Origin of the sequence: Bradyrhizobium sp. CCH5-F6 (assembly GCF_001556045.1) — a bacterium.
Classification (GTDB): domain Bacteria; phylum Pseudomonadota; class Alphaproteobacteria; order Rhizobiales; family Xanthobacteraceae; genus Bradyrhizobium.
Window position 1 is genome coordinate 24096 of sequence record NZ_LSIC01000075.1, and the last position, 20149, is coordinate 44244.

The following is a 20149-nucleotide window of genomic DNA, read 5'->3' on the forward strand; positions in this document are numbered from 1 at the left end:
TGAGCGTCAAGCAGCTCGCACTCGCCACTATAGACGCGGCTTTGATCGGCTTCTTTTGCTGGTCGGTCTATGTCCTCTGCGGCCTCTTTGCCGGAGCGGCGTGATGTGGACCGCGTTCATGCTCTGGATGATCTCACAGGAACTCGGCCTTATCGCCGGCATCGAGATTGCGCGCGCGCGAGGTCGTCATGATGACTGATCTCGCCCCTGAGATGGTCGACCTGCTGCGCGCAGGCGCTGCCCATGACATCGGCAGCGTCTGCCGCCCCGGACAGGTCCGGAAGCTCTGGCCCGTCCTCCGCGAAGCCGAGCGGCTGAAGCTGATCGTATTCCTCGACCTTGAGCGCCCGATCATTACGGACATGGGCCGGCGCGCCATTGGCGCCCCGACGCAGGCTGACGCCGACCGCGCGCGCCTCGTGGCGCTATGCCGCCGCAAGCCGCTCCAGCCTCGCCGCAACGAGGATCCGCGCACGGACTTCGATTATCGGTCCTACCAAGCCATGGGCTACGTCTGCACGCTTGTCGTGCGCCAGCCGGACGGCCGCTACAACCCGACAACGGTGCGCGTCGGTAAAACCCTGACCAGCGACCCGCAATTCCTCGGACCGCGGAACGCGATCATCCTCCCGGAATGCGAGGGGACGCCGTTCGTTCTCGCGCTGATGCCGAAATGGCTGCTCGATCGCGCCGGCTTCCCGACCTGTCCTTTCCCGCTGGATGACGAGGACGCGTCTTGGTCCGCCGACGATCGCGCGACCTGGGACCGCCTCCGGCAGGTCTGCATGTCCGTGAGCATCCGCATCCGCCGCGGCGGCAATCGCCAGCCAACCGGCAAGCTTGCCTATGGAGAGTATGCCTGATGTCCAACGTCGTTCCGTTTCCGCATGTCGACGGCGCCGCGGCGACGTCGAGCACAAACCTCGGCCTTTCGCGCGCAGAGCTCCGCGACATTGCTTGGCGGAACTACTACGCCGCAGAACGGCGCCTCGGCACAAGGCCAGAGATCGCCCATCAGCGAGCCGACGAGCACGCTGCGCGCTTCGAAGAACTCCTGGCAAACGTCGGTCACATCATGTCGGAGGTTGGGTAATGGACTTTGCTCTAGGTCTTGCGCTTTTCATCATGGGTGCGGCGTTCGGCGGCTTGGTCGTGCTCGCGCTGATGTCGGACCGACCACGCTACGCCGAGATGCACTCGTATCGCGACGACATCGAACAGCGGTCGCGGAGAGTCCAGTGATGGGCCTGCGGCAGCGCGACCCCCGGCAGCGAGACGAGAAGCATCTTGACTTCGTGCGCCAGCAGCCGTGCTGCCTGCCGTTCTGCCGGCGCCAGGCCGAGCCCGCGCATCTCCGCATGGATAACCTCGCGATCGGCAAGGAGCTGACCGGCAAAGGCGAGAAGCCTCACGATCGCTATACGGTTCCGCTGTGCCCCTACCATCACCGGATTGGCGTCGACTGCCAGCACAACAGCAACGAACGCGAGTGGTGGGAGATGCGCGGCGTCGATCCGTGGAAGATCGCCGCCTCGCTCTGGATCGAGTCCGGAGGCGCCGCGCGTGCCCTGGAGCCGAAGCCAGCGCCGCGCCCCCGGAAGATCAAGGCGCGCAAGCCGAAGGACCAACGCGCCAAGATCCCCGCCGGACGTCCGTTGCGCTCGCGCGGATTCGAGAAGCGAAGACAGGAGGCGCGGCCATGACGCTCTACGAAGCATTCATGCTGTGGCTGATCTTCAACGAACTCATCGTACTGGCGACGTTGTAGCTATGCCCCTCGTCATCATCTTCCTCGGCGTGATGCTTCTGTTCGGCCCGCCGACATGGTTTGTCGGCGTCGTGCTGATCATCATCGGCGCCGTGCTTGCGGTGCTGCGATGATCAGCCAGCCGGTCATCAACCAAACGATATTCTGGCTCGTCGTGTTCATCTTCTCGCTCGGCATCGTGACGGCATTGAACGCTATCCGCTGCTTGGTGCTGCGGCTCATTAGGAGGATTTGACCATGGGCGGGATGATGGCTGCTGCGTACATATTCGCATGGGGGGTCTTGATCGTGGTTGGAATCACGGTTGGCTTCATCTTGATCGATGTCGTCGTCAGGATCGGGAATGCGCTGGGATTTGGGGCCTGATGGTCCCGCTACGACACCATTGATGCATTGAAAGAAAAGATGAATGTCCTCGACCTCTTCAGCGGAATTGGCGGCTTCAGCCTCGGGCTCGAACGAGCCGGAATGCGAACCGTCGCGTTCTGCGAGGCCAACGATTTCTGCCGGCGCGTCCTTGCCCATCACTGGCCCGAGGTTCCGATCTTCAATGACGTCCGATCTCTCACCGCGCAGCGCCTTGCTGCCAATGGAATTGCCGTCGATCTCATCGCCGGCGGCTTCCCCTGCCAAGACGTTTCGCAAGCGGGCCGCGGCGCCGGTCTCGACGGCGAACGAAGTGGTCTCTGGCACGAATTCGCTCGGCTCATTCGAGAACTCCGACCAGATTGGGTCATCGCTGAGAATGTTCCTGGTCTCCGAACTCTCGGAGCTGACCGGGTACTCGATGACTTGGAAGCGGCAGACTACACCGCGAGGCCGCTCGTGGTGGGTGCTTGGCACGCCGGCGCGCCGCACAGGCGAAACCGTGTCTGGATTGTCGCAAACGCCAAGACGGTGCAGTGGGCTCCGGTCGCGCGGCATCAACCAAACCGAGATCACGCGCTGGCTGTTGCCGACGCCGACGCGATCAATGGGCAGCCAGGGGCCGCGGAGCGGAGACCGTCCGTCCAAGGAGGGGAAATCGCTTCGCGACTTAGCGAGTGGCGAGCTTGGAACGGCGGCCCTCCTGACCTTAGTCGAGTGGATGATGGGTTACCGAAGGGACTGGCTGAGAGTGCTTTGGGCGCCTTCGGAAACACTCTTCTCCCGCAAATCCCAGAAATCATCGGACGCGCGATCATGACCAGGTACGCGCTCTCATCGCCAGTGCTCTGAACCACTACAAACAAAGGGGAATTTCTATGTCGGAAGTAACTTGGAAGGTTGGAGATTGGGCCGTTTTCGACCGCGGTATTTTCCAGATCAAAGAAATCCGCGAAAGCGGATCGATCGAGGTTTCGGACGGCGTATGCAGCACGTTTGGGTATCTCAGTGACAGGCTGCGCCCTCTCACCCTCCGCAACAAGCGGATCGGAGAATGGTTCGATTTCTACTATCGCGAGCTTGGCCGCATCAACGGAGAGCGCGGGTTCAACTATCCGGACATCAATCGTCACTTCAACGAATTGGCGCTCCGCGCGATTGACGGATCCGATGAGGATAAGTCGCCTTATGAGCAGGCGACCGACTTCGTTAGGATGGCCCGTGACTACACGCCCGTAATCCAAGGCGTGCCGCTCTTTCGAGCGGCGGCATAACCAGTCACCTCTCCGAACCATTCAACGGGTGAAGCATGAAGCCGTTCTTTATGAAGTTCAGGCAAGGCAAGGGCGACGCGGAGCGCGACGTCTACGTCAACATGAGCCAGGTTTGTTACATCGCGACGGACGGAGCGAATGGATCGGTTCTGACGTTTGCAGCCGTCCTTCAGGACGAGCCGGCCTATCTCTGCGTGAACGAGGCGCCAGATGAGATCGGCGCGCGGCCGGAGTGGCGGCAATGACGGGGGTTCACGACGGCTCCGCTGAGAGTGAAAGTGAGCCGCGCGTGGTGTGCCGCTTCTCATGCGGCGCGGCCTCCGCAGTGGCTACAAAGCTCGCAATCGCGAAATATGGCATCGACCGCGTTGTGATCACATATTCCGACACCGGCTCGGAGCATCCGGACAATCTTCGTTTCCGCGCAGACTGTGAGCGCTGGTTCGGAAAACAAGTGCAGGTTTTCAAGTCGGACAGGTTCAAGGATACATGGCACGTTTGGGAAAAGGAGCGCTTCATCACCTCGAAGCGTGGCGCGCCGTGCACTGGTGCTCTCAAGCGCGAGCCTCATTTTGCGTTCGAGCGCCCCACCGACATCATGGTTTTCGGCTACACCGCCGACAAACCGGACCAAGTTCGCGCTGCTAATCTGCGGAAGCAGAACTTCGAGAGAGCGATCGAGACGCCCCTGATCGACGCCAGCCTGACGAAGGCCGATTGTCTAGCCATGATCGCGCGCGCCGGCATTGAGCTGCCTGCAATGTATAAACTCGGCTTCCAGAACAACAACTGCATTGGCTGCCCGAAAGGCGGCATGGGCTACTGGAATATGATCCGGAAGCACTTTCCGGAGCAATTTGAACGCATGGCGGCTTTGCAGAGGCACCTCGGGCCTGGATCATTCTTCTTTCGGGAAAAGGATGAGACGCGGTTCGGCCTTGATGGCTTGCATCCCGATCGCGGCGACATCCGAACGGAGCCGAATATCGAGTGCTCCGTGATGTGCCACACCGCTGAACTTGAGATCGCCGAGGCCGCAGAATGATCAACAGGACCGCTGAAACCATCAGATTCGATATCTTCATGGCCGGCGACATCGCGCAGGCCAAGCAGGTATGCCGTGATTTCTGCTTCTCCGTTGGCCTGTGTGTCACCGTAGAGCCCGTCACCTTCATCTACACAGGCGGTGAGGAAGCTGGCTTCCGCATCGGTCTGATCAACTACCCTCGCTTTCCGACCACGCACGAGGCGTTGCGTGAACGAGCATTAGCGCTCGCGGAGAGCCTGATGCATCAACTTTTTCAGCAGAGCTATTCGGTCATCGGCCCCGATCAAACCGAATGGTTTTCACGGAGGCCGGCCGATGTCTGACACCTGCGAATGCGGCTTTGTGCCAGACGCGTGTGCGGCCAATCTCTGCCTCCGCAAGAAAACCCACTTGGCCGGGCTGTTGCCGGGTAGCAACTGGCCCAATACCGGGTCAGCAGGGAACGCAACAGAGACAACCGGGGACGGGACCGGAAACGGCCGCACCACCAAACCTGAATTGACAGGTTCACCCAGCGGGACGCCGCAAGGGGCCGGTAATTTTTCAGAGCGATGGGAGATCGGCAAGAACGGCTGGGATGCCTCCGACGAAGCCGATCCACGGGCATGGAACGATATTCATGTGATGCGCCGAGATATCCGGCAGCGGGAGGCGCTTGAAAAGGCCAGCGCGATCCTTTCCCTCGCCGCCCAGCCGCCGGCTGCTCCGGTCGAGACGGCGCACATGACCTACAACACGATCAAGGCGGCGTTCGACGAGTTTCGAAAGACCGTCACTGTCGTTGAGGAGAAGCCGAACTTCAACAGCTTCAGCCAGGGATATGTCGCTGGCTGGAACGCCAAGGAGGCGGCTCAATGCTCCTCTGCCGGGACCGGCGAAGCATGGAATCCGACAGACGAGCAGGTCCGCTCTGCCTGCATGTGGTATCGGCACGATATGGGCCTGTTGACGGTCTCAGAGGCCGCAGCAGTCAAGACTGAAGCACGCCTTTGGCTCCGCGCATGGCAGAAAGAGATCGCTGGCATCAGAGCAGTACCGCAGTCATTGTGGCAGCCCATCGAGACGGCACCGCAGGACGGAACGCGCATCTTGGCGACTGGAGGCGGCCTCGGGAAGGAAGTCGAAGCCGTAACCTACAATGAGCGCGTCGGCTGCTGGAGCGCGGAAACCTGCACGCTCGACGACACTGACCATGAACCCGATGGCTACAATCGTCCGACGCACTGGCAGCCAATGCCTGACGCGTCCGCGCTTTCGCGCCCGCAGCTCGAGGCCGGGAGCACAGAGTTGCCTTCGCATCAAGGAAAGGCCCCATGAAAATCGCGCTCTACATCGAAGACGGACTTGAGCAGATCGTATTGACGCCGACCTCGGACACCGAGGAAGCGATCCTGGAGAAGATCCACGACGGGTCGCGCCAGTTGTCGATCAAGCGTGGCGAGTTCTATGGCTGCGCCGGCGGATGGACCCGGCAGAAGAAGCGGTACAATTCGCCGTATTACAGCGACGAGCCGAACGACAAGAGCACGATGATCATCTTGCAGCCGGCTCCCGACTGCCCCCAGGACACCACGGAGCCGTCCAATGGCTGAGATGTCGCGCGACTACGTCATCCGCAAACGTGGATACTTCTACCGACCGGAAGCGCAAGGCTATTGCGCCGACGTGCGCGACGCTGGCCGATGGACCTACGAAGACGCCATCGCATACCAGAAGGGTGTCGAGGGCGTAACCGTTCATCATTTGCGCGAGTTTCCGGAGCCGCTGCCCGAAGGCTCGTTAGGCTCCGAAATGGAGGCACTGCTGCGCGAATGCCTTGCCGACTATGGGCACCCGAACTTCACGGATCGCCGTGGCATGGCCGATCGCATCCGGGCCGTACTCAGTCGTGTCAAAGGAGCGTGAGATGGTGGCTTTTTCGACCATCAAGCCTGGTGACGTGCTTTGGGATTGCCATCGTCAGAAAATGGGCAACACCAGAATGTCGCAGATGGGCTCGTGGCGCGTCGTTGTTTACGAGGTAGACCAGGAGACACGAAGCGCCCTGGTCTCCTGGAACGGAAACCCGCGAAAGGTCTGGAGCGAGCGCAAGCTGAAGTCGTTGCGGCGATCCAGGCCGGGCAGTCGCCATCCTGTGGGAGGAGGGAAAGAGCCATGCTGATCACGGCGAAAGAGGCCGCGACTAAACGTTGCCAAGAAGGATTTGCGTCCGCCCCGGTTATGAACAGCGGTGGCGCTAGCATGATGGTAATGGCCGGCAGTTGCTTTGCGCAAGCCACATCTCCGATGTTCTGCATCGCGGGCCAGTGCATGGCTTGGCGGTGGACTGATCAGCGCACACTAGATGGCGGCTTGCTCGGCTTCTGCGGGAAGGCTGGCCCTGTGCCTCCGGCACACCAACCAAACGCGACAACCGATTGAATTTGCTCGCGCCAGTCAGTCACCATTTTTCAAGTAAGTCAGTCGTTCCAGAAACCCGAAAGCGAGCGTAGAATACGCATATGAGCCGCAACCCCAGCTTCACCAAAGCCCAAGTACGCCGAGCGGTTCAAGCCGCGGAGAGCGCCGGCCTGCGTGTGCGTCGGGTGATGATCGGCCGGGATGGTTCGATTGTGGTGGACGGCGGAGACGCGTCAGTGGTTCCCGTTGACAACCAGGCCAAAGCACTCGCAGCGTCATGGGATGACGTCTGATGGGGGCGCGGGTGGCAAAGATCAAGCTGCGATACGTCGATGAGTATATCGACCGAACGGGCAAGCTACGTCGGTATTTCCGGAAGGGCGGGAAGCGGATCGGCCCGCTGACCGGAGAGCCCGGCTCAGAAGAGTTCATGGCGGCCTATGCCGCGTATCTGGCGGAGAAGCCGGCGGCGGCCAAGGTCACCCAGCATGCGGACTCGCTCGGCAAGCTGATCATCGATTTCTACGGCAGCCGCTTCTATACGGATCTGAAGCCGTCGAGCCGACAGCTCTACAAATACGCGCTGGAGCCGATCGCCAAGGCGCACGGGCACCGTTCCGCGAGCACCATGCCGACTGAGGCAGCCGAGAAGATCATCAACCAGATCGGCGCCGAAAAGCCGGGGATGGCGAACCTGACCCGCGCCGTGCTGCGCCGGCTGTTCCAGTTCGCAATCAAGACCAAGCGCCGCAAGGATAACCCCATGGTGGGGATTGATCCGTTCAAGGTCGGCGAGCACCACACATGGACCGACGCCGAGCTGAAGCAGTTCGAGGACAAATGGCGCCTAGGAACGCGCCAGAGGCTCGCCTATGCGCTGTTGCTCTACACGAGCCAGCGCGTCGGTGATGTGGCAAAGATGAGCCGGGCGGACGTCGCTGACGGCCTGATCCACGTCGTACAGCAGAAGACAGGAGCCGACCTATGGGTGCCTATCCATCCGGAACTACAGCGAGCAATGAAGGCATATCCTGCCAAGGGCCTAACTCTGGTGGGCGATGCCAATGGGCGACCGCTAAAACGCCCTGCCTTAAGTGCCCTGATGCGATCGGCAATCAGGTCGGCCGGCCTCTCATCCCGCTGCGTATCTCACGGCCTGCGCAAGGCCTCTATGAGACGACTTGCTGAGGCTGACAGCACAACGAACCAGATAGCCTCGGTCTCCGGCCACAAGACGTTGAAGGAAGTCGAGCGCTACACGAAGGCTGCCAATCAGAAGAAAATGGCCCGCCAGGCCATGGACAAACTGCCTAACAGAAACGGCAAGACTGCCTAACGCAGCGAAAAGCCAAATGGTTTCAATGTCGAATTGGGATCGAATCTTAAAGCCGCGTAAAGGTTAAGTCTGGACAGAACGCCCGGGCCGCGGCTGCGAGGTGCGATTGCCGTCCAGCGACAGGAAACTCAATCATTCGCTAACCATACCGGCGCCGCCGGAACGACACTCGTGCTGCGTCCCTGCGCCGCATCGAGGAATAGGATCATTTGGTATCTTCTGGGGGTGGGGCATCCTCATGGCCCGGAGCATTGCCATGTTGACGCTGTTCGGTCTGCTCACCGCGTTGCCCGCCGTACTGGCGCTCCATCTGCTCGAGCCGGAGCTGGTGCTGCCGGCGTTCAGTATTCTGCTCTTTATCGAGGCGGCCTTCGCCGTAATCGCAGCGCGCTTGATTCACGTGCCCGATGATGCGAACGGCATCACCCTGTGGGATCTCGCAGGCGGCTTCACCCTGATCGGATGTGCCGCCGCAATGTTCGGCGAGCCGGATCAGGCCGCCCTGTTTCTTGCAGAGCAAGGCGGCCCACGTCCGGCGTCACCTCCGTAAGTCGGTCGCGTTAGTGGATTTCGGCCGAGCGCTTCAGCGCGGCCTTCAGCTTCTCCAGCGAGAAATCGGGGCTGCGGGCGATCTCCAGGATCGGCGTTTCGCGGCGGCCGCAGAGTTCAGCGGCCTCCGGCAGCTTTGCGGCGACGTCGAGCGGGATCACGATGGCACCGTGCCGGTCGGCGTGGATGAGATCATCGGACTTCACGGTCATGCCGGCGACGCGCACTTCCCCGCCAAAGCTTTCCGCATGCACCCAGGCATGCGACGGGCCGATCGAGCCGGCCAGCGCCTGGAAGCCTGGGGCCCATTGCGGGATGTCGCGGATCGAGCCGTCGGTGATCACGCCGAGACAGCCGAGCGCCTTGTGCACGTTGCTCTGCACTTCGCCCCAGAACGCGCCGTAGCCGACATCGGGGCCGTCGATGTCCTGGATCACCGAGATGCGAGGACCGTGGCCGGTGCCGACATACTCGTAATATTCGATACGGCGCCTGGACTGCTCTTCAGCCGGGAGGGATGATTTCAGCACCGAGCGGATCGTCACCGTGCGGGCATAGCCGACGATCGGCGGCAGGTCGGGGAACGGGCAGACCAGCTGCTTGGTGGTGTAGCCGATCAGCCGCCGCTCGGGCGCCACGATCTCCATGGCGTTGCAAATCGTCGGCGTATCGTAGCGGCCCAGCGCCTCGAGGACGGAAGCGGGCAGCGGCCCGGTCGCGGAATTGGTCACGGCGTTCTCTCCCAGATTAGCGGCGGCTTGATTGCGCGATGCCGCCGGCTCAAGGGCGATATAGCCGAGATCGGGCCTCGACCCAACTCAGACAGGTCTCATGGCAGATATCCGCGCCCGACCGCTCAGTGCAGCCGTCCGGTCCGGTCCTCATCGTGCGGCGGCTCCGACAAATTCGCCACAGTCGGCGCCGAGGGCGGCGAGGAGAGCTCGCCTTCCGCCGGTGCGTTGGCTTCCATCGCGCGCGCCTGGTCGCGATAGGATTTGTAGCCGAGCGGCAGGCAGAGCAGATAGAGCACCGTGCCGATCGAGAGCACGTGCCAGGGATAGGCGATCAAGAGCGCGATGAAGACGATCACGGCGACGAAAGCCGGCAGCACCAGCTCCGGCGGCACGCGCATGCGCTTGGTCTTGCCGGAGAACACCGGCAGGCGCGATACCATCAGAAAGGCGATCAGAAGCGTATAGGCCGCCGTCACCGCCACAGGGGTGCGGCCGAGATCGAGGAACGCGATGTAGATCGGCAGCAGCACCGTGATGGCGCCGGCGGGCGCGGGCACGCCGGTGAAGAAATTGGCCGCGAAGGCCGGCTTGTTCGGATCATCCATGGTGGCGTTGAAGCGCGCAAGCCGCAGGCCGCCGGAGATCGCGAACACCATCGCGGCGATCCAGCCGGCATTGCCGAGTTCGTGCAGCTGCCAGAAGTACAGCATCAGGCCCGGCGCCACCCCGAAATTGACGAAGTCGGCGAGGCTGTCGAGCTCGGCGCCGAACTTGGACTGGCCCTTGATCATGCGCGCGATGCGACCGTCGATGCCGTCGAGCGCGGCCGCGAACACGATGGCGTAGACGGCGAGCGTCATCCGCCCCTCGATCGACAGCCGGATCGAGGTCAGACCGGCGCAGATCGCCAGCAGCGTGATGACGTTGGGCACCAGCATCCGCACCGGAATCGGCCGGAACCGCCGGCGGCGCGTATCGGGGTCCTTGAAATCATAGGGCGTCATGGCTCGTCCTCACCTCACGGCGAGATATAGCAAGCCGCATCCCCCTCCGCCATTGTGGCGGACCGCCCGGAAGGGCCGACTATTGGTTAATTGGCGCGGTAGGCGCGGCTCGGGTCGTCGCCGGCAAGGTCGGCCAGGATCGTCTCTCCGGCGATCGCGGTCTGCCCTTCCGACACCAGCGCCTTGGTGCCGACCGGCAGATAGACGTCGAGGCGCGAGCCGAAGCGGATCAGGCCGAAGCGCTCGCCGGCGCCGATCGCCTGCCCTTCCTTGACGAAGCAGACGATGCGCTTGGCGACGAGGCCGGCGATCTGGACCACGCCGATCCGGGCCTCAGGCGTCGTGATCACCAGCGAGTTGCGTTCATTGTCCTCGCTCGCCTTGTCGAGTTCGGCATTGATGAAGAGACCCGGGCGGTAGGCGATGCGGTCCACCCTGCCCGCCACCGGGCTGCGGTTCACGTGGCAATTGAACACGCTCATGAACACCGAGATGCGCGGCAGCGGTCGGTCGCCGAGGCCGAGCTCGGCCGGCGGCAGCGCCATGGTAATCATCGAGACGCGGCCGTCGGCCGGCGACACCACGAGGCCCTCGCGCACCGGAGTCACGCGGACGGGATCGCGGAAGAACAGCGCGCACCACACCGTGAGGATCGTGCCGATCCAGCCCAGCGGCGACCACAGCCAGAACAGGATCAGGCTTGCCAGCGCGAAGCCGCCGATGAAGGGATAGCCCTCCTTGTGGATCGGCGGGATCTGGCGCTGGATCGAATCGAGAATGGACATCGCTATCTGCCGCTCGGGGTTAATGGCACGGGTCGTCGCGCGCGCTTGTTTAGGCCAGAGTTGGGACCGGAGACAAGGTCAGTCCACCGCGGCAGGCGTCGTCAGGACGTCATCGACCGGCGGCGGCTCCCGGTTGGGCGCCGCGCTGGTGTCGGCCATCCTGGCCAGTTTCTCGCGCGCCGCCTCGGCCTCGCGCTGCCTGTTCCACATGCTGGCATAGAGGCCGCCCTGCGCGAGCAGTCTGGCGTGGGTGCCGCGCTCGGCGATCCGGCCCTGGTCCAGCACGATGATCTCGTCGGCCCCGACGATGGTCGAGAGCCGGTGCGCGATCACGAGCGAGGTGCGGTTCTTCGCCACGCGTTCGAGCGCGCCCTGGATCTCGTGCTCGGTGTGGGTGTCGAGCGCCGACGTCGCCTCGTCGAGCACCAGGATCGGCGGCGCCTTCAGGACGGTGCGGGCGATCGCGACGCGCTGCTTCTCGCCCCCGGACAGCTTCAGGCCGCGCTCGCCGACCTGGGTCTCATAACCCTTCGGCGCCAGCCGGATGAAATGATCGATCTGGGCCAGCCTCGCCGCCTCCTCGACTTCGGCATCGCTGGCGTCCCAGCGGCCGTAGCGGATGTTGTAGCGGATGGTGTCGTTGAACAGCACGGTGTCCTGCGGGACCATGCCGATGGAGGCGCGCAAGCTGGCCTGCGTGACCTCGCGGATGTCCTGGCCGTCGATCAGGATCCTGCCGCCGGAAACATCGTAGAGGCGGAACAACAGGCGGGAGATCGTCGACTTGCCCGCACCGGACGGGCCGACGATCGCGACCGTCTTGCCGGCCGGCACCTCGAAGCTGATGCCCTTGAGGATTGGCCGCGTGGGCTCATAGGCAAAGCGAACGTCCTCGAAGCGCACGGTGCCGGCGGAGACGACCAGCGGCTTCGCATCGGGTGCATCCTTGATTTCGGCCTCGCGGCCGAGCACGCCGAACATCTTCTCAATGTCGATGATCGCCTGCTTGATCTCGCGATAGACCATGCCCATGAAGTTCAGCGGCTGGTAGAGCTGTATCATCATGGCGTTGACCAGCACGAAATCGCCGACCGTATTGGTGCCGTTGCGCACGCCGATCGCGCACATCAGCATGGTCGCGGTCAGGCCCAGCGTGAAGATCACGGCCTGGCCGGTGTTGAGCACCGCGAGCGAGGTATAGGTGCGGACGCTCGCCTCCTCGTAGCGCTCCACCGACTTGTCATAGCGCTGCGCCTCGCGCGCCTCGGCACTGAAATATTTGACGGTCTCGTAATTGAGCAGCGAGTCGATCGCCTTGGTGTTCGCCTCGGTGTCGGAATCGTTCATCTTGCGGCGGATGCCGATGCGCCACTCGGTCGCGATGTAGGTGTAGTACATGTAGAGCGTGACCGTGATCAGGGTGGCGACCACGTAACGCCAGTCGAACTGCCAGAGCAGCACCGCCAGCAGCAGCGAGACCTCGACGATGGTCGGGATCAGCTGCAGGATCACCATGCGCACGATGACCTCGATGCCCTCGCGTCCGCGCTCGAGCACGCGCGTCAGGCCGCCAGTCTTGCGCTCGAGATGGAAGCGCAGCGACAGCTCGTGCATGTGGACGAAGGTGAGGGTCGCGAGCTTGCGCACCGCATGCATGGCGACACGGGCGAAGATCCCGTCGCGCCATTGCGTCAGCACCGCCATCAGGATGCGCATCACGCCGTAGCTCGCGGTCAGCAGCAACGGCGAGGCGATCACCCAGAGATGCCAATTGTCGGCTTGCACCGGCGCGGTGTTGGCGCCCGTCAGCGCATCGGTCGCCCATTTGAAGCTGAACGGCACTGTGAGCGTGATCAGCTTGGCGGCGAGCAGCAACACCAGCGACCAGACCACCCGCATCTTCAGATCGACGCGATCGCCCGGCCAGATATAGGGCCACAAATGGGCCAGCGTGCCCATCAGCGTGGCCCCGGCCGGCGGTCCTCCGGCGGGAGGATCGGGAACGTCGGCGCCGTCGAACGATTGAGGTTGGTCCATCAAGAAGCCTGAAAGCCCGCCGGATGCGGGCGCAACTGCAATTAACGATTTTCGTCCGTCATATAGAGCCTTCCCGATGCCAACGCACCCCGCCAAATGGCGAATCTTCGATTGTTTATCGTCATTTACCGGTAGATTTGCGGGAGTATCGAATCACCGATTGGGCTTGACGCCTCTTCGCTGCAATGCATCATGGCACCAATGAGCACGATCAAAACCGTCTGTGTCTATTGCGGCTCCGGCCCCGGAACCAATCCCAACTTCATCGAAGCGGCGAAGGCGCTCGGCAAAGCGCTGGCGGAAAGCAATATCCGCCTCGTTTATGGCGGCGGCTCGCTCGGCCTGATGGGGGCGGTCGCAACCTCCGTGCTGGATCACGGCGGCACCGTCACCGGCATCATCCCGGACTTCCTCCGGATGCGCGAGAACGCACTGACGCGCGTACAGGAGATGGTCGTCACCCCCGACATGCACGAACGCAAGCGACTGATGTTCGAGCGCTCCGACGCCTTCGTCGCCTTGCCCGGCGGGCTCGGCACGCTCGAGGAGCTGGTCGAGCAGCTGACCTGGCAGCAACTCGGCCGTCACGCCAAGCCCGTGCTGCTCGCCAATGTCGACGGCTTCTGGGAGCCGCTGTTCTCTCTGGTGGCCCATATGCGCCAAACCCAGTTCATCCGCGCCGGTCTTTCCGTCGATATCCTGAAGGCGGACAAGGTCGAGGAGATCATCCCGCGGCTGCGCGCTGCGGCTGCGCAGATTTCGGACAGCCAGCGGGATCTCGCGCCCGAAGTGGCACGTAAGCTGTAGCGCCCTACTCTGCCGGAAAAGTCACCGCCTCGATGCGGTTGCCGTCGGGGTCGGTGACGAACGCCGCGTAGTAACGCACACGATCGTGCGGACGGATGCCGGGCGCACCGTCCGAGGCGCCGCCGGCGGACAGCGCTGCGGCGTAAAACGCATCGACCTCGCTTGTCGTCTTTGCCCGCAGGCAGATATGCGCGCCGCTTTCGGGGGCTACGGGCGGCATGGCTTCGCGCAAATTGATCCAGAACTCCGGATAGGCCTTGCCGAAGCCCACCGTCCGCGGCCGGGTGACGAGACGCGCGAGACCGAGCGCCGAGAGCGTCGCCTCGTAGAAGCGAGCGGAGCGATCGAGATCGCTCACGCCGACGGAGATGTGGTCGATCATGGCCCCGCCCGTCCCCTATCGCTCGTAGCCCGGATGAGCGAAGCGACATCCGGGAAAGTCTATCGGTGCGGCATATACCATCCCGGATATCGCTTCGCTCATCCGGGCTACATCTTTCTCACGCCGGCGCGCCCGATCTCACGAGCTTGTAGATCACCGAATCCATCAGCGCCTGGAAGGAGGCGTCGATGATGTTCGGGGAGACGCCGACCGTGGTCCAGCGCTCGCCATTCTCGTCCTCGCTCTCGATCAGCACGCGCGTGACGGCGCCGGTACCGCCATTGAGGATACGGACGCGATAGTCGATCAGGGTCAACCCCTCGATGTACTTCTGGTACTTGCCGAGATCCTTGCGCAGGGCAACGTCGAGCGCGTTGACGGGACCGTTGCCTTCGGCCGCCGAGATCAGATGCTCGCCGGCGACGTCGACCTTGACCACCGCGAGCGCCACGGTGACCCGCTCCCCTAGAGCGTTGTAGCGCTGCTCGACATTGACGTCGAACTGCTCGACCTCGAAATAATGCGGCACCTTGCCGAGCGTCCGGCGCGCCAGCAGCTCGAACGAGGCGTTGGCGGACTCATAGGCGTAGCCCTGCGCCTCGCGCTCCTTCAATTCCTCGACGAGGCGCGTCAGCTTCGGATCGCTTTTCTCATACGGGATGCCGGCCCGGTCGAGCTCGGCGATCACGTTGGAGCGGCCGGCCTGGTCGGACACCAGCACCTTGCGGTGGTTGCCGACGAGTTCCGGCGACACGTGCTCATAGGTGTGCGGATCCTTCAGCACGGCCGAGGCATGAATCCCGGTCTTGGTGACGAAGGCGCTCTCGCCAACGTAAGCCGCATGCCGGTTCGGCACGCGGTTGAGCATGTCGTCCAGCGTGCGCGAGACTTTGACGAGAGTCGCCAGCTTCTCCGTGGTGACCCCGATCTCGAAAGCGTCCGAAAACCCTTTCTTCAGTTTCAGCGTCGGGATCAGCGAGCAGAGATTGGCGTTGCCGCAGCGCTCGCCGAGACCGTTCAGCGTGCCCTGAATCTGCCGGGCGCCGGCGCGCACCGCAGCGAGCGAATTGGCGACCGCCTGCTCGGTGTCGTTATGGGCGTGGATGCCGACGTGATCGCCGGGGATGTGCTTCGTCACCTCGGTGACGATGGCCTCGATTTCATCGGGCATGGTGCCGCCATTGGTGTCGCACAGCACCACCCAGCGCGCACCCGCCTCATAGGCGGCCTTGGCGCAGGCGAGCGCGAAGCTCGGGTCTTCCTTGTAGCCGTCGAAGAAATGCTCGCAGTCGAGCATGACCTCGCGGCCGGCGGCCTTCGCGGCTGCGACGCTGTCACGGATCGAGGCGAGGTTCTCCTCCTTCGTCGTCTCCAGCGCGACGCGCACCTGATAGGCCGACGATTTGGCTACGAAGCAGATCGCGTCCGCCTTCGCCTCCAGCAGCCCGGCGACGCCAGGATCGTTGGAGACCGAGCGCCCCGCCCGGCGCGTCATGCCAAACGCGGTGAAGCGGGCATGGGCGAGCTTCGGCTTGGCCGCGAAGAATTCGCTATCGAGCGGATTGGCGCCGGGATAGCCCCCCTCGACATAGTCGATGCCGAGATCATCGAGCATCGCCGCGATGACCTGCTTGTCCGTCAGCGTGAAGTCGACGCCATTGGTCTGCGCACCGTCGCGCAGCGTGGTGTCGAAGAGATAGAGGCGCTCCTTGCTCATTGCGGCGCTCCGAGCGTCTTCTTCATGGTCGTGTTGGCGAGCCATTCGTCGTTGATGGTGACGCTGTTGCGCTGCTGGGCGGTGTAGCCGCGCTTGGCGAAGAAGCCTTGCGCGTTGTCGCTGGCATCGACCGACAGGCTCGCCGCACCGCGGCCGCCCGCAAGCTTCTCAAGCGCGTCGACCAGCATGGTCGCGATGCCCTGCCCGGCCACTGCCGGATGGACATAGAGCATGTGGATGTGATCGTTGCCGCGCAGCGAGGCGAAGCCGACGGGTGAGCCCTCCAGCGTCGCGATCAGCGTCAGGTCGGACGCAAGCCGCTTGCCGAACTCGTCGCTTTCCGCCGCCGCCATCCAGGCTTCCTGCTGCGCCTCGCTGTAGTCCTCGCCGGTCAGCTCCTCGATGCTGGCGGTGAAGATCGCGGCGAGCACCGGCACGTCTGCGGGCAGGAAAGGCCGCAAGCCGGGCTTTGGCAAACTCTGTCCCATCGTCTTCACCACATCCCATAGAGCTTGAGCACCAGCGCCACGGCGCCGGCGAGCAGCGCGATCTTCAGCGCGATGTAATAGAACCAGTGCCGCGGGAAAGGCGTGTCCGGCCGTTTCATCGCGCGATCTCCCAGGTCGTGCCTTGCTTGGAGTCCTTGATGGCAACGCCCATCGCAGCGAGCAGATCGCGGATACGATCGGACTCTGCAAAGTCCTTGCGGCTACGGGCGGCCGTCCGTTCGGCGATGAGGCGCTCGACCTCCTTCGCATCGACGCCACTCGCCTGCTGCTTGCGCCCTTCCCATTGCGCGGCGCTCTCGGACAGGAATCCGAGCAGCCGCAACGAGCCCGCCCGGGCGCCCACGTCGTTGCCGCGCAGACCATGCAGCGCCGCGATCGCCAGCGGCGTGTTGAGGTCGTCGAGCAGCGGCTCGACCACGGACGCGGCGGGCTTGCCGGGCTCGACATCGGCCGCGACGCGATACCAGTCGTCGAGTGTCCTAGCGCTCTCCTCCAGCGACTTCATGGTCCAGTCGATCGGCGAGCGATAATGCGTCTTCAGCATGTTCAGGCGCAGCACCTCGCCCGGCCAGTCGGCCAGAAGCTCATGGATGGTGATGAAGTTGCCGAGGCTCTTCGACATCTTCTCGCTCTCGACCTGCAGGAAGCCGTTGTGCATCCAATAGTTCGCCATGCGCTCCCGGTGGAAGGCGCAGCAGGTCTGCGCGACCTCGTTCTCGTGATGCGGGAATACGAGATCGATGCCGCCGCCATGAATGTCGAAATGCTCGCCGAGATGCTTCCAGGCCATCGCCGAGCACTCGATGTGCCAGCCGGGGCGGCCCTGCGCGGCGATGCCGGCCGGTGACGGCCATGATGGCTCGCCGGGCTTGGACGGCTTCCAGAGCACGAAGTCGGTGTTGTCCTTCTTGTAGGGCGCCACATCGACGCGGGCGCCGGCGATCATCTCGTCCAGCGAGCGGTTGGACAGCGCGCCATAGCGCGGCAGGCCGGAAACGGCCGCGTTCATCGCCTGCGGCGAGAACAGCACGTGGTCCTTGGCGACATAGGCAAAACCGCCGGCAACCAGCTTCTCGATGATCTCGCGCATCTCGCCGATATGCTCGGTCGCGCGCGGCTCGACAGTCGGCCGCAAGCAGCCCAGCGCGTCGACGTCGGCATGAAACTGCCGCCCCGTCTCCTCCGTGACCTTGCGGATCGCCTCGTTCAGCGGCAGTCCCGGAAAATCGCGCGCGGCGCGGTCGTTGATCTTGTCGTCGACGTCGGTGATGTTGCGGACATATTTGACGTGCGCCTCGCCATAGAGATGGCGAAGCAGCCGAAACAGCACATCGAACACGATCACCGGCCGGGCATTGCCGATATGGGCGAAGTCATAGACGGTCGGTCCGCAGACATACATGCGGACGTTGTTCGCATCGAGCGGCACAAAGGTCCGCTTTTCGCGGCTCAGCGTATCGTAAAGACGCAATTCCATGACAACCCATCCCTTGCGGCCGGGCGTCCAGTGCTCTCAATGTTTTTTGAGAAAAGACGGCTCCAGCCAGCGAATCGCTAGCTCGTAATCTCGCGGCAAATGGCGCAAATGGCGAGGAGACCGTTCATCCCGCCACATATGGGCTATGAGGCATCCCCGCGTCAAGAGAGCCGCGAAAAGGCCATTTTACCTCCACAAAGCGCGGCGTTTCGCCTTGATGGTTCATCATCCTTAACCATTTGAGCCCATTCTGGAACCGGCAGTTCCCCTTTTCGCCCCCGGTGCTTTTTCATGCGATTCTTGCCCACGCTCATTTCCGGCGCCCTCATCATTGCGGCATCCAGCGCGTTCGCCGAGACCCGCGTCTTCATCATCGCCAACCAGGGGGTCGACCACTGCCTGGCCAAGGGCGACAAATGCGGCGCCTCCGTCGCACGCACCTATTGTCAGTCACGAGATTTTGCCCAGGCGTCGGCCTATCGCCGGGTCGATCCCGACGAAATTACCGGCTCTGTCCCCAAATCCGGCACAAATTGCTCCCATGGCCATTGCGACGAATATGTCGCAATCACCTGCCAGCGCTGAATTCACTCGGAGCTGGCGCAGCTTAGGCCGGTCATTTGGCCCCCGAAACGACGTGACGATGCCGCAGGAAGCGGCTATTGGGAGGGCGCGCTTCGGCCGCCCAAGTCACATTGGGCCGTGACCTCGCTAGAATGGCGGATATGCCTGAATTCCTGTCTTCCTCCCGCGCTTGCATTCTCCTTGCCTGCACCGTGCTTTTGAGCACGGTCGTGCTCGTCACCGGCGCCTTCGCGCAGGCCGGACCGCCCGGGCCGCCGCCCCCGCCCGGCCAGAACGGGCTTGGACCGAACCCGATGTGCGTGCGGCTGGAAGGCCAGCTCGCCGCGCTCGATCGTGGCGGCGGCGACCCCGCGCGCGAAGAGCAGATCCGCCGCTATCAGGACTCCCAGGCCAAGCAGCAGGCCGAGCTCGACCGCGTCACCATGCAGGCCAAGCGCATGGGCTGCGATTCCTCCGGCTTCTTCTCGCTGTTCAACGGACAGTCGGCGCAGTGCGGCCCGGTCAACACCCAGATCCAGCAGATGCGCGCCAATCTGGACCAGATCACCGTCAATCTCGAGCGGCTGCGCGGCGGCTCCGGCGCCAGCCCTGAGCGCGACAATCAGCGACGCTCGGTGCTTTTGGCGCTCGCCCAGAACAATTGCGGCCCGCAATATGCCAACGCCGTGCAGCAGCAAGGCGGCGGCAACTTCCTCAGCAACCTGTTCGGCGGCAACAACGCAGGCAATCCGCAAGCCATGCCGCCCGCCGATCTCGGCCCGCAATCCGGCACTTTCCGCACCGTTTGCGTGCGTACCTGCGACGGCGCCTATTTCCCGATCTCGTTCGCGACGGTGCCGGCGCGCTTCCCCGACGACGAGAAGACCTGCAAGAATCTGTGTCCGGCTGCCGAGGCCGTGCTCTACACCCATCGTAATCCCGGCGAAGACATGAACTCCGCGGTCTCCATCGGCGGTCAGCCCTATACGGCCTTGCCGACCGCGTTCAAATTCCGCAGCGAGTTCAACCCGTCCTGCTCCTGCAAGGCAGCCGGCCAGACCTGGGCGGACGCGCTGAAATCGGCCGACGACAAGGCATCGGCCGAGCAGCAGGGCGACATCATCGTCACCGAGGAGAGCGCCAAGAAGATGCAGCAGCAGCGGCTCAACAGGGGCACGCCTGCGAATGCCAAGAAGGGCGCAACTCCCGCGCCGATGACGGCGAATGCACCGGCTGCAACGCCGCCCACGGACCCGAGCCCCGCTGCGAGCTCCGAGAACAAGCCGATCCGCTCGGTCGGGCCGACCTTCCTGCCGCAGCAGCAGAAGTAGGTGTCCCCTTCTCCCCTTGTGGGAGAAGGTGGCGCGAAGCGCCGGATGAGGGGTTCTATCC

The 20149-nt window shown here is 63.3% G+C and carries 25 protein-coding genes; 17 read left to right on the forward strand and 8 right to left on the reverse strand.

Annotated features, from left to right (window positions below):
- Positions 1–188 precede the first annotated feature (188 nt).
- From AX729_RS13970 to AX729_RS14035, 14 genes are all read left to right on the forward strand, one after another.
- Complete coding sequence (locus AX729_RS13970) at positions 189–863, forward strand: hypothetical protein (RefSeq protein WP_156456946.1); 675 nt, start codon at positions 189–191, stop codon at positions 861–863.
- The gene (locus tag AX729_RS40470) at positions 863–1093 is read left to right on the forward strand and encodes a hypothetical protein (protein WP_061023947.1); all 231 of its coding nucleotides are present in this window, start codon (positions 863–865) and stop codon (positions 1091–1093) included. The genes AX729_RS13970 and AX729_RS40470 overlap by 1 nt, the downstream gene beginning before the upstream one ends.
- Positions 1093–1242, forward strand: coding sequence for a hypothetical protein (locus tag AX729_RS40475; RefSeq protein ID WP_197433598.1), 150 nt, complete (start codon positions 1093–1095; stop codon positions 1240–1242). The genes AX729_RS40470 and AX729_RS40475 overlap by 1 nt, the downstream gene beginning before the upstream one ends.
- Complete coding sequence (locus AX729_RS40480) at positions 1242–1703, forward strand: DUF968 domain-containing protein (RefSeq protein ID WP_061023949.1); 462 nt, start codon at positions 1242–1244, stop codon at positions 1701–1703. Before AX729_RS40475 ends, AX729_RS40480 begins: the two co-directional genes overlap by 1 nt.
- Before the next feature lie 470 nt (positions 1704–2173).
- Complete coding sequence (locus AX729_RS13985) at positions 2174–2986, forward strand: DNA cytosine methyltransferase (protein WP_061023951.1); 813 nt, start codon at positions 2174–2176, stop codon at positions 2984–2986.
- Positions 2987–3012: 26 nt separating this feature from the next.
- Positions 3013–3408 (forward strand): hypothetical protein, encoded by a 396-nt coding sequence (locus AX729_RS13990; RefSeq protein WP_061023952.1) that lies wholly within the window; start codon positions 3013–3015, stop codon positions 3406–3408.
- 35 nt (positions 3409–3443) lie between these two features.
- The gene (locus AX729_RS13995; protein ID WP_061023954.1) at positions 3444–3653 is read left to right on the forward strand and encodes a hypothetical protein; all 210 of its coding nucleotides are present in this window, start codon (positions 3444–3446) and stop codon (positions 3651–3653) included.
- Positions 3650–4453 carry a phosphoadenosine phosphosulfate reductase domain-containing protein gene (locus AX729_RS14000; protein WP_061023957.1) on the forward strand — a complete coding sequence of 268 codons (804 nt, stop codon included), beginning with the start codon at positions 3650–3652 and terminating at the stop codon, positions 4451–4453. The genes AX729_RS13995 and AX729_RS14000 overlap by 4 nt, the downstream gene beginning before the upstream one ends.
- Positions 4450–4779, forward strand: coding sequence for a hypothetical protein (locus AX729_RS14005; RefSeq protein ID WP_061023958.1), 330 nt, complete (start codon positions 4450–4452; stop codon positions 4777–4779). Before AX729_RS14000 ends, AX729_RS14005 begins: the two co-directional genes overlap by 4 nt.
- On the forward strand, positions 4772–5773 hold the full coding sequence (locus tag AX729_RS14010; protein ID WP_156456947.1) for a hypothetical protein: 1002 nt from the start codon (positions 4772–4774) through the stop codon (positions 5771–5773). The genes AX729_RS14005 and AX729_RS14010 overlap by 8 nt, the downstream gene beginning before the upstream one ends.
- On the forward strand, positions 5770–6048 hold the full coding sequence (locus AX729_RS14015) for a hypothetical protein (protein ID WP_061023962.1): 279 nt from the start codon (positions 5770–5772) through the stop codon (positions 6046–6048). The genes AX729_RS14010 and AX729_RS14015 overlap by 4 nt, the downstream gene beginning before the upstream one ends.
- Positions 6041–6361 (forward strand): hypothetical protein, encoded by a 321-nt coding sequence (locus AX729_RS14020; protein WP_156456948.1) that lies wholly within the window; start codon positions 6041–6043, stop codon positions 6359–6361. Before AX729_RS14015 ends, AX729_RS14020 begins: the two co-directional genes overlap by 8 nt.
- A gap of 799 nt (positions 6362–7160) precedes the next feature.
- The gene (locus AX729_RS14030; RefSeq protein WP_197433599.1) at positions 7161–8192 is read left to right on the forward strand and encodes a tyrosine-type recombinase/integrase; all 1032 of its coding nucleotides are present in this window, start codon (positions 7161–7163) and stop codon (positions 8190–8192) included.
- Positions 8193–8448: 256 nt separating this feature from the next.
- A complete protein-coding gene (locus AX729_RS14035; protein WP_061023991.1) occupies positions 8449–8742 on the forward strand; it encodes a hypothetical protein in 294 nt (97 codons plus the stop codon).
- A 10-nt stretch (positions 8743–8752) separates the two neighbouring features.
- Here the strand turns inward: AX729_RS14035 and AX729_RS14040 are convergent, their stop codons facing one another.
- From AX729_RS14040 to AX729_RS14055, 4 genes are all read right to left on the reverse strand, one after another.
- On the reverse strand, positions 8753–9472 hold the full coding sequence (locus AX729_RS14040; protein WP_061023970.1) for an RraA family protein: 720 nt from the start codon (positions 9470–9472) through the stop codon (positions 8753–8755).
- 125 nt (positions 9473–9597) lie between these two features.
- Positions 9598–10479, reverse strand: coding sequence for a CDP-alcohol phosphatidyltransferase family protein (locus AX729_RS14045; protein ID WP_061023972.1), 882 nt, complete (start codon positions 10477–10479; stop codon positions 9598–9600).
- An 86-nt stretch (positions 10480–10565) separates the two neighbouring features.
- A complete protein-coding gene (locus AX729_RS14050; RefSeq protein WP_283807799.1) occupies positions 10566–11288 on the reverse strand; it encodes a phosphatidylserine decarboxylase in 723 nt (240 codons plus the stop codon).
- A 54-nt stretch (positions 11289–11342) separates the two neighbouring features.
- Positions 11343–13301, reverse strand: coding sequence for an ABCB family ABC transporter ATP-binding protein/permease (locus AX729_RS14055; RefSeq protein WP_061023977.1), 1959 nt, complete (start codon positions 13299–13301; stop codon positions 11343–11345).
- A 201-nt stretch (positions 13302–13502) separates the two neighbouring features.
- On the opposite strand from AX729_RS14055, the gene AX729_RS14060 reads away from it, so the two are divergent.
- Positions 13503–14108 carry an LOG family protein gene (locus AX729_RS14060; RefSeq protein WP_061023979.1) on the forward strand — a complete coding sequence of 202 codons (606 nt, stop codon included), beginning with the start codon at positions 13503–13505 and terminating at the stop codon, positions 14106–14108.
- A gap of 4 nt (positions 14109–14112) precedes the next feature.
- Here the strand turns inward: AX729_RS14060 and AX729_RS14065 are convergent, their stop codons facing one another.
- From AX729_RS14065 to cysS, 4 genes are all read right to left on the reverse strand, one after another.
- Positions 14113–14490 (reverse strand): VOC family protein, encoded by a 378-nt coding sequence (locus AX729_RS14065; protein ID WP_061023981.1) that lies wholly within the window; start codon positions 14488–14490, stop codon positions 14113–14115.
- Positions 14491–14608: 118 nt separating this feature from the next.
- Positions 14609–16207, reverse strand: a complete 1599-nt coding sequence (gene cimA, locus AX729_RS14070; RefSeq protein ID WP_061023983.1) for a citramalate synthase — start codon at positions 16205–16207, stop codon at positions 14609–14611.
- A complete protein-coding gene (locus AX729_RS14075) occupies positions 16204–16695 on the reverse strand; it encodes a GNAT family N-acetyltransferase (RefSeq protein WP_061023993.1) in 492 nt (163 codons plus the stop codon). The genes cimA and AX729_RS14075 overlap by 4 nt, the downstream gene beginning before the upstream one ends.
- 115 nt (positions 16696–16810) lie before the next feature.
- The gene (cysS, locus tag AX729_RS14080; protein ID WP_061023985.1) at positions 16811–18193 is read right to left on the reverse strand and encodes a cysteine--tRNA ligase; all 1383 of its coding nucleotides are present in this window, start codon (positions 18191–18193) and stop codon (positions 16811–16813) included.
- Between the two features lie 291 nt (positions 18194–18484).
- Between cysS and AX729_RS14085 the strand changes: the two genes are divergently transcribed.
- Positions 18485–18778: a hypothetical protein gene (locus AX729_RS14085; RefSeq protein WP_061023987.1), complete on the forward strand. Its 294-nt coding sequence runs from the start codon at positions 18485–18487 to the stop codon at positions 18776–18778.
- A 131-nt stretch (positions 18779–18909) separates the two neighbouring features.
- On the forward strand, positions 18910–20088 hold the full coding sequence (locus AX729_RS14090) for a DUF2865 domain-containing protein (protein ID WP_061023989.1): 1179 nt from the start codon (positions 18910–18912) through the stop codon (positions 20086–20088).
- The last annotated feature ends 61 nt before the right edge of the window (positions 20089–20149 follow it).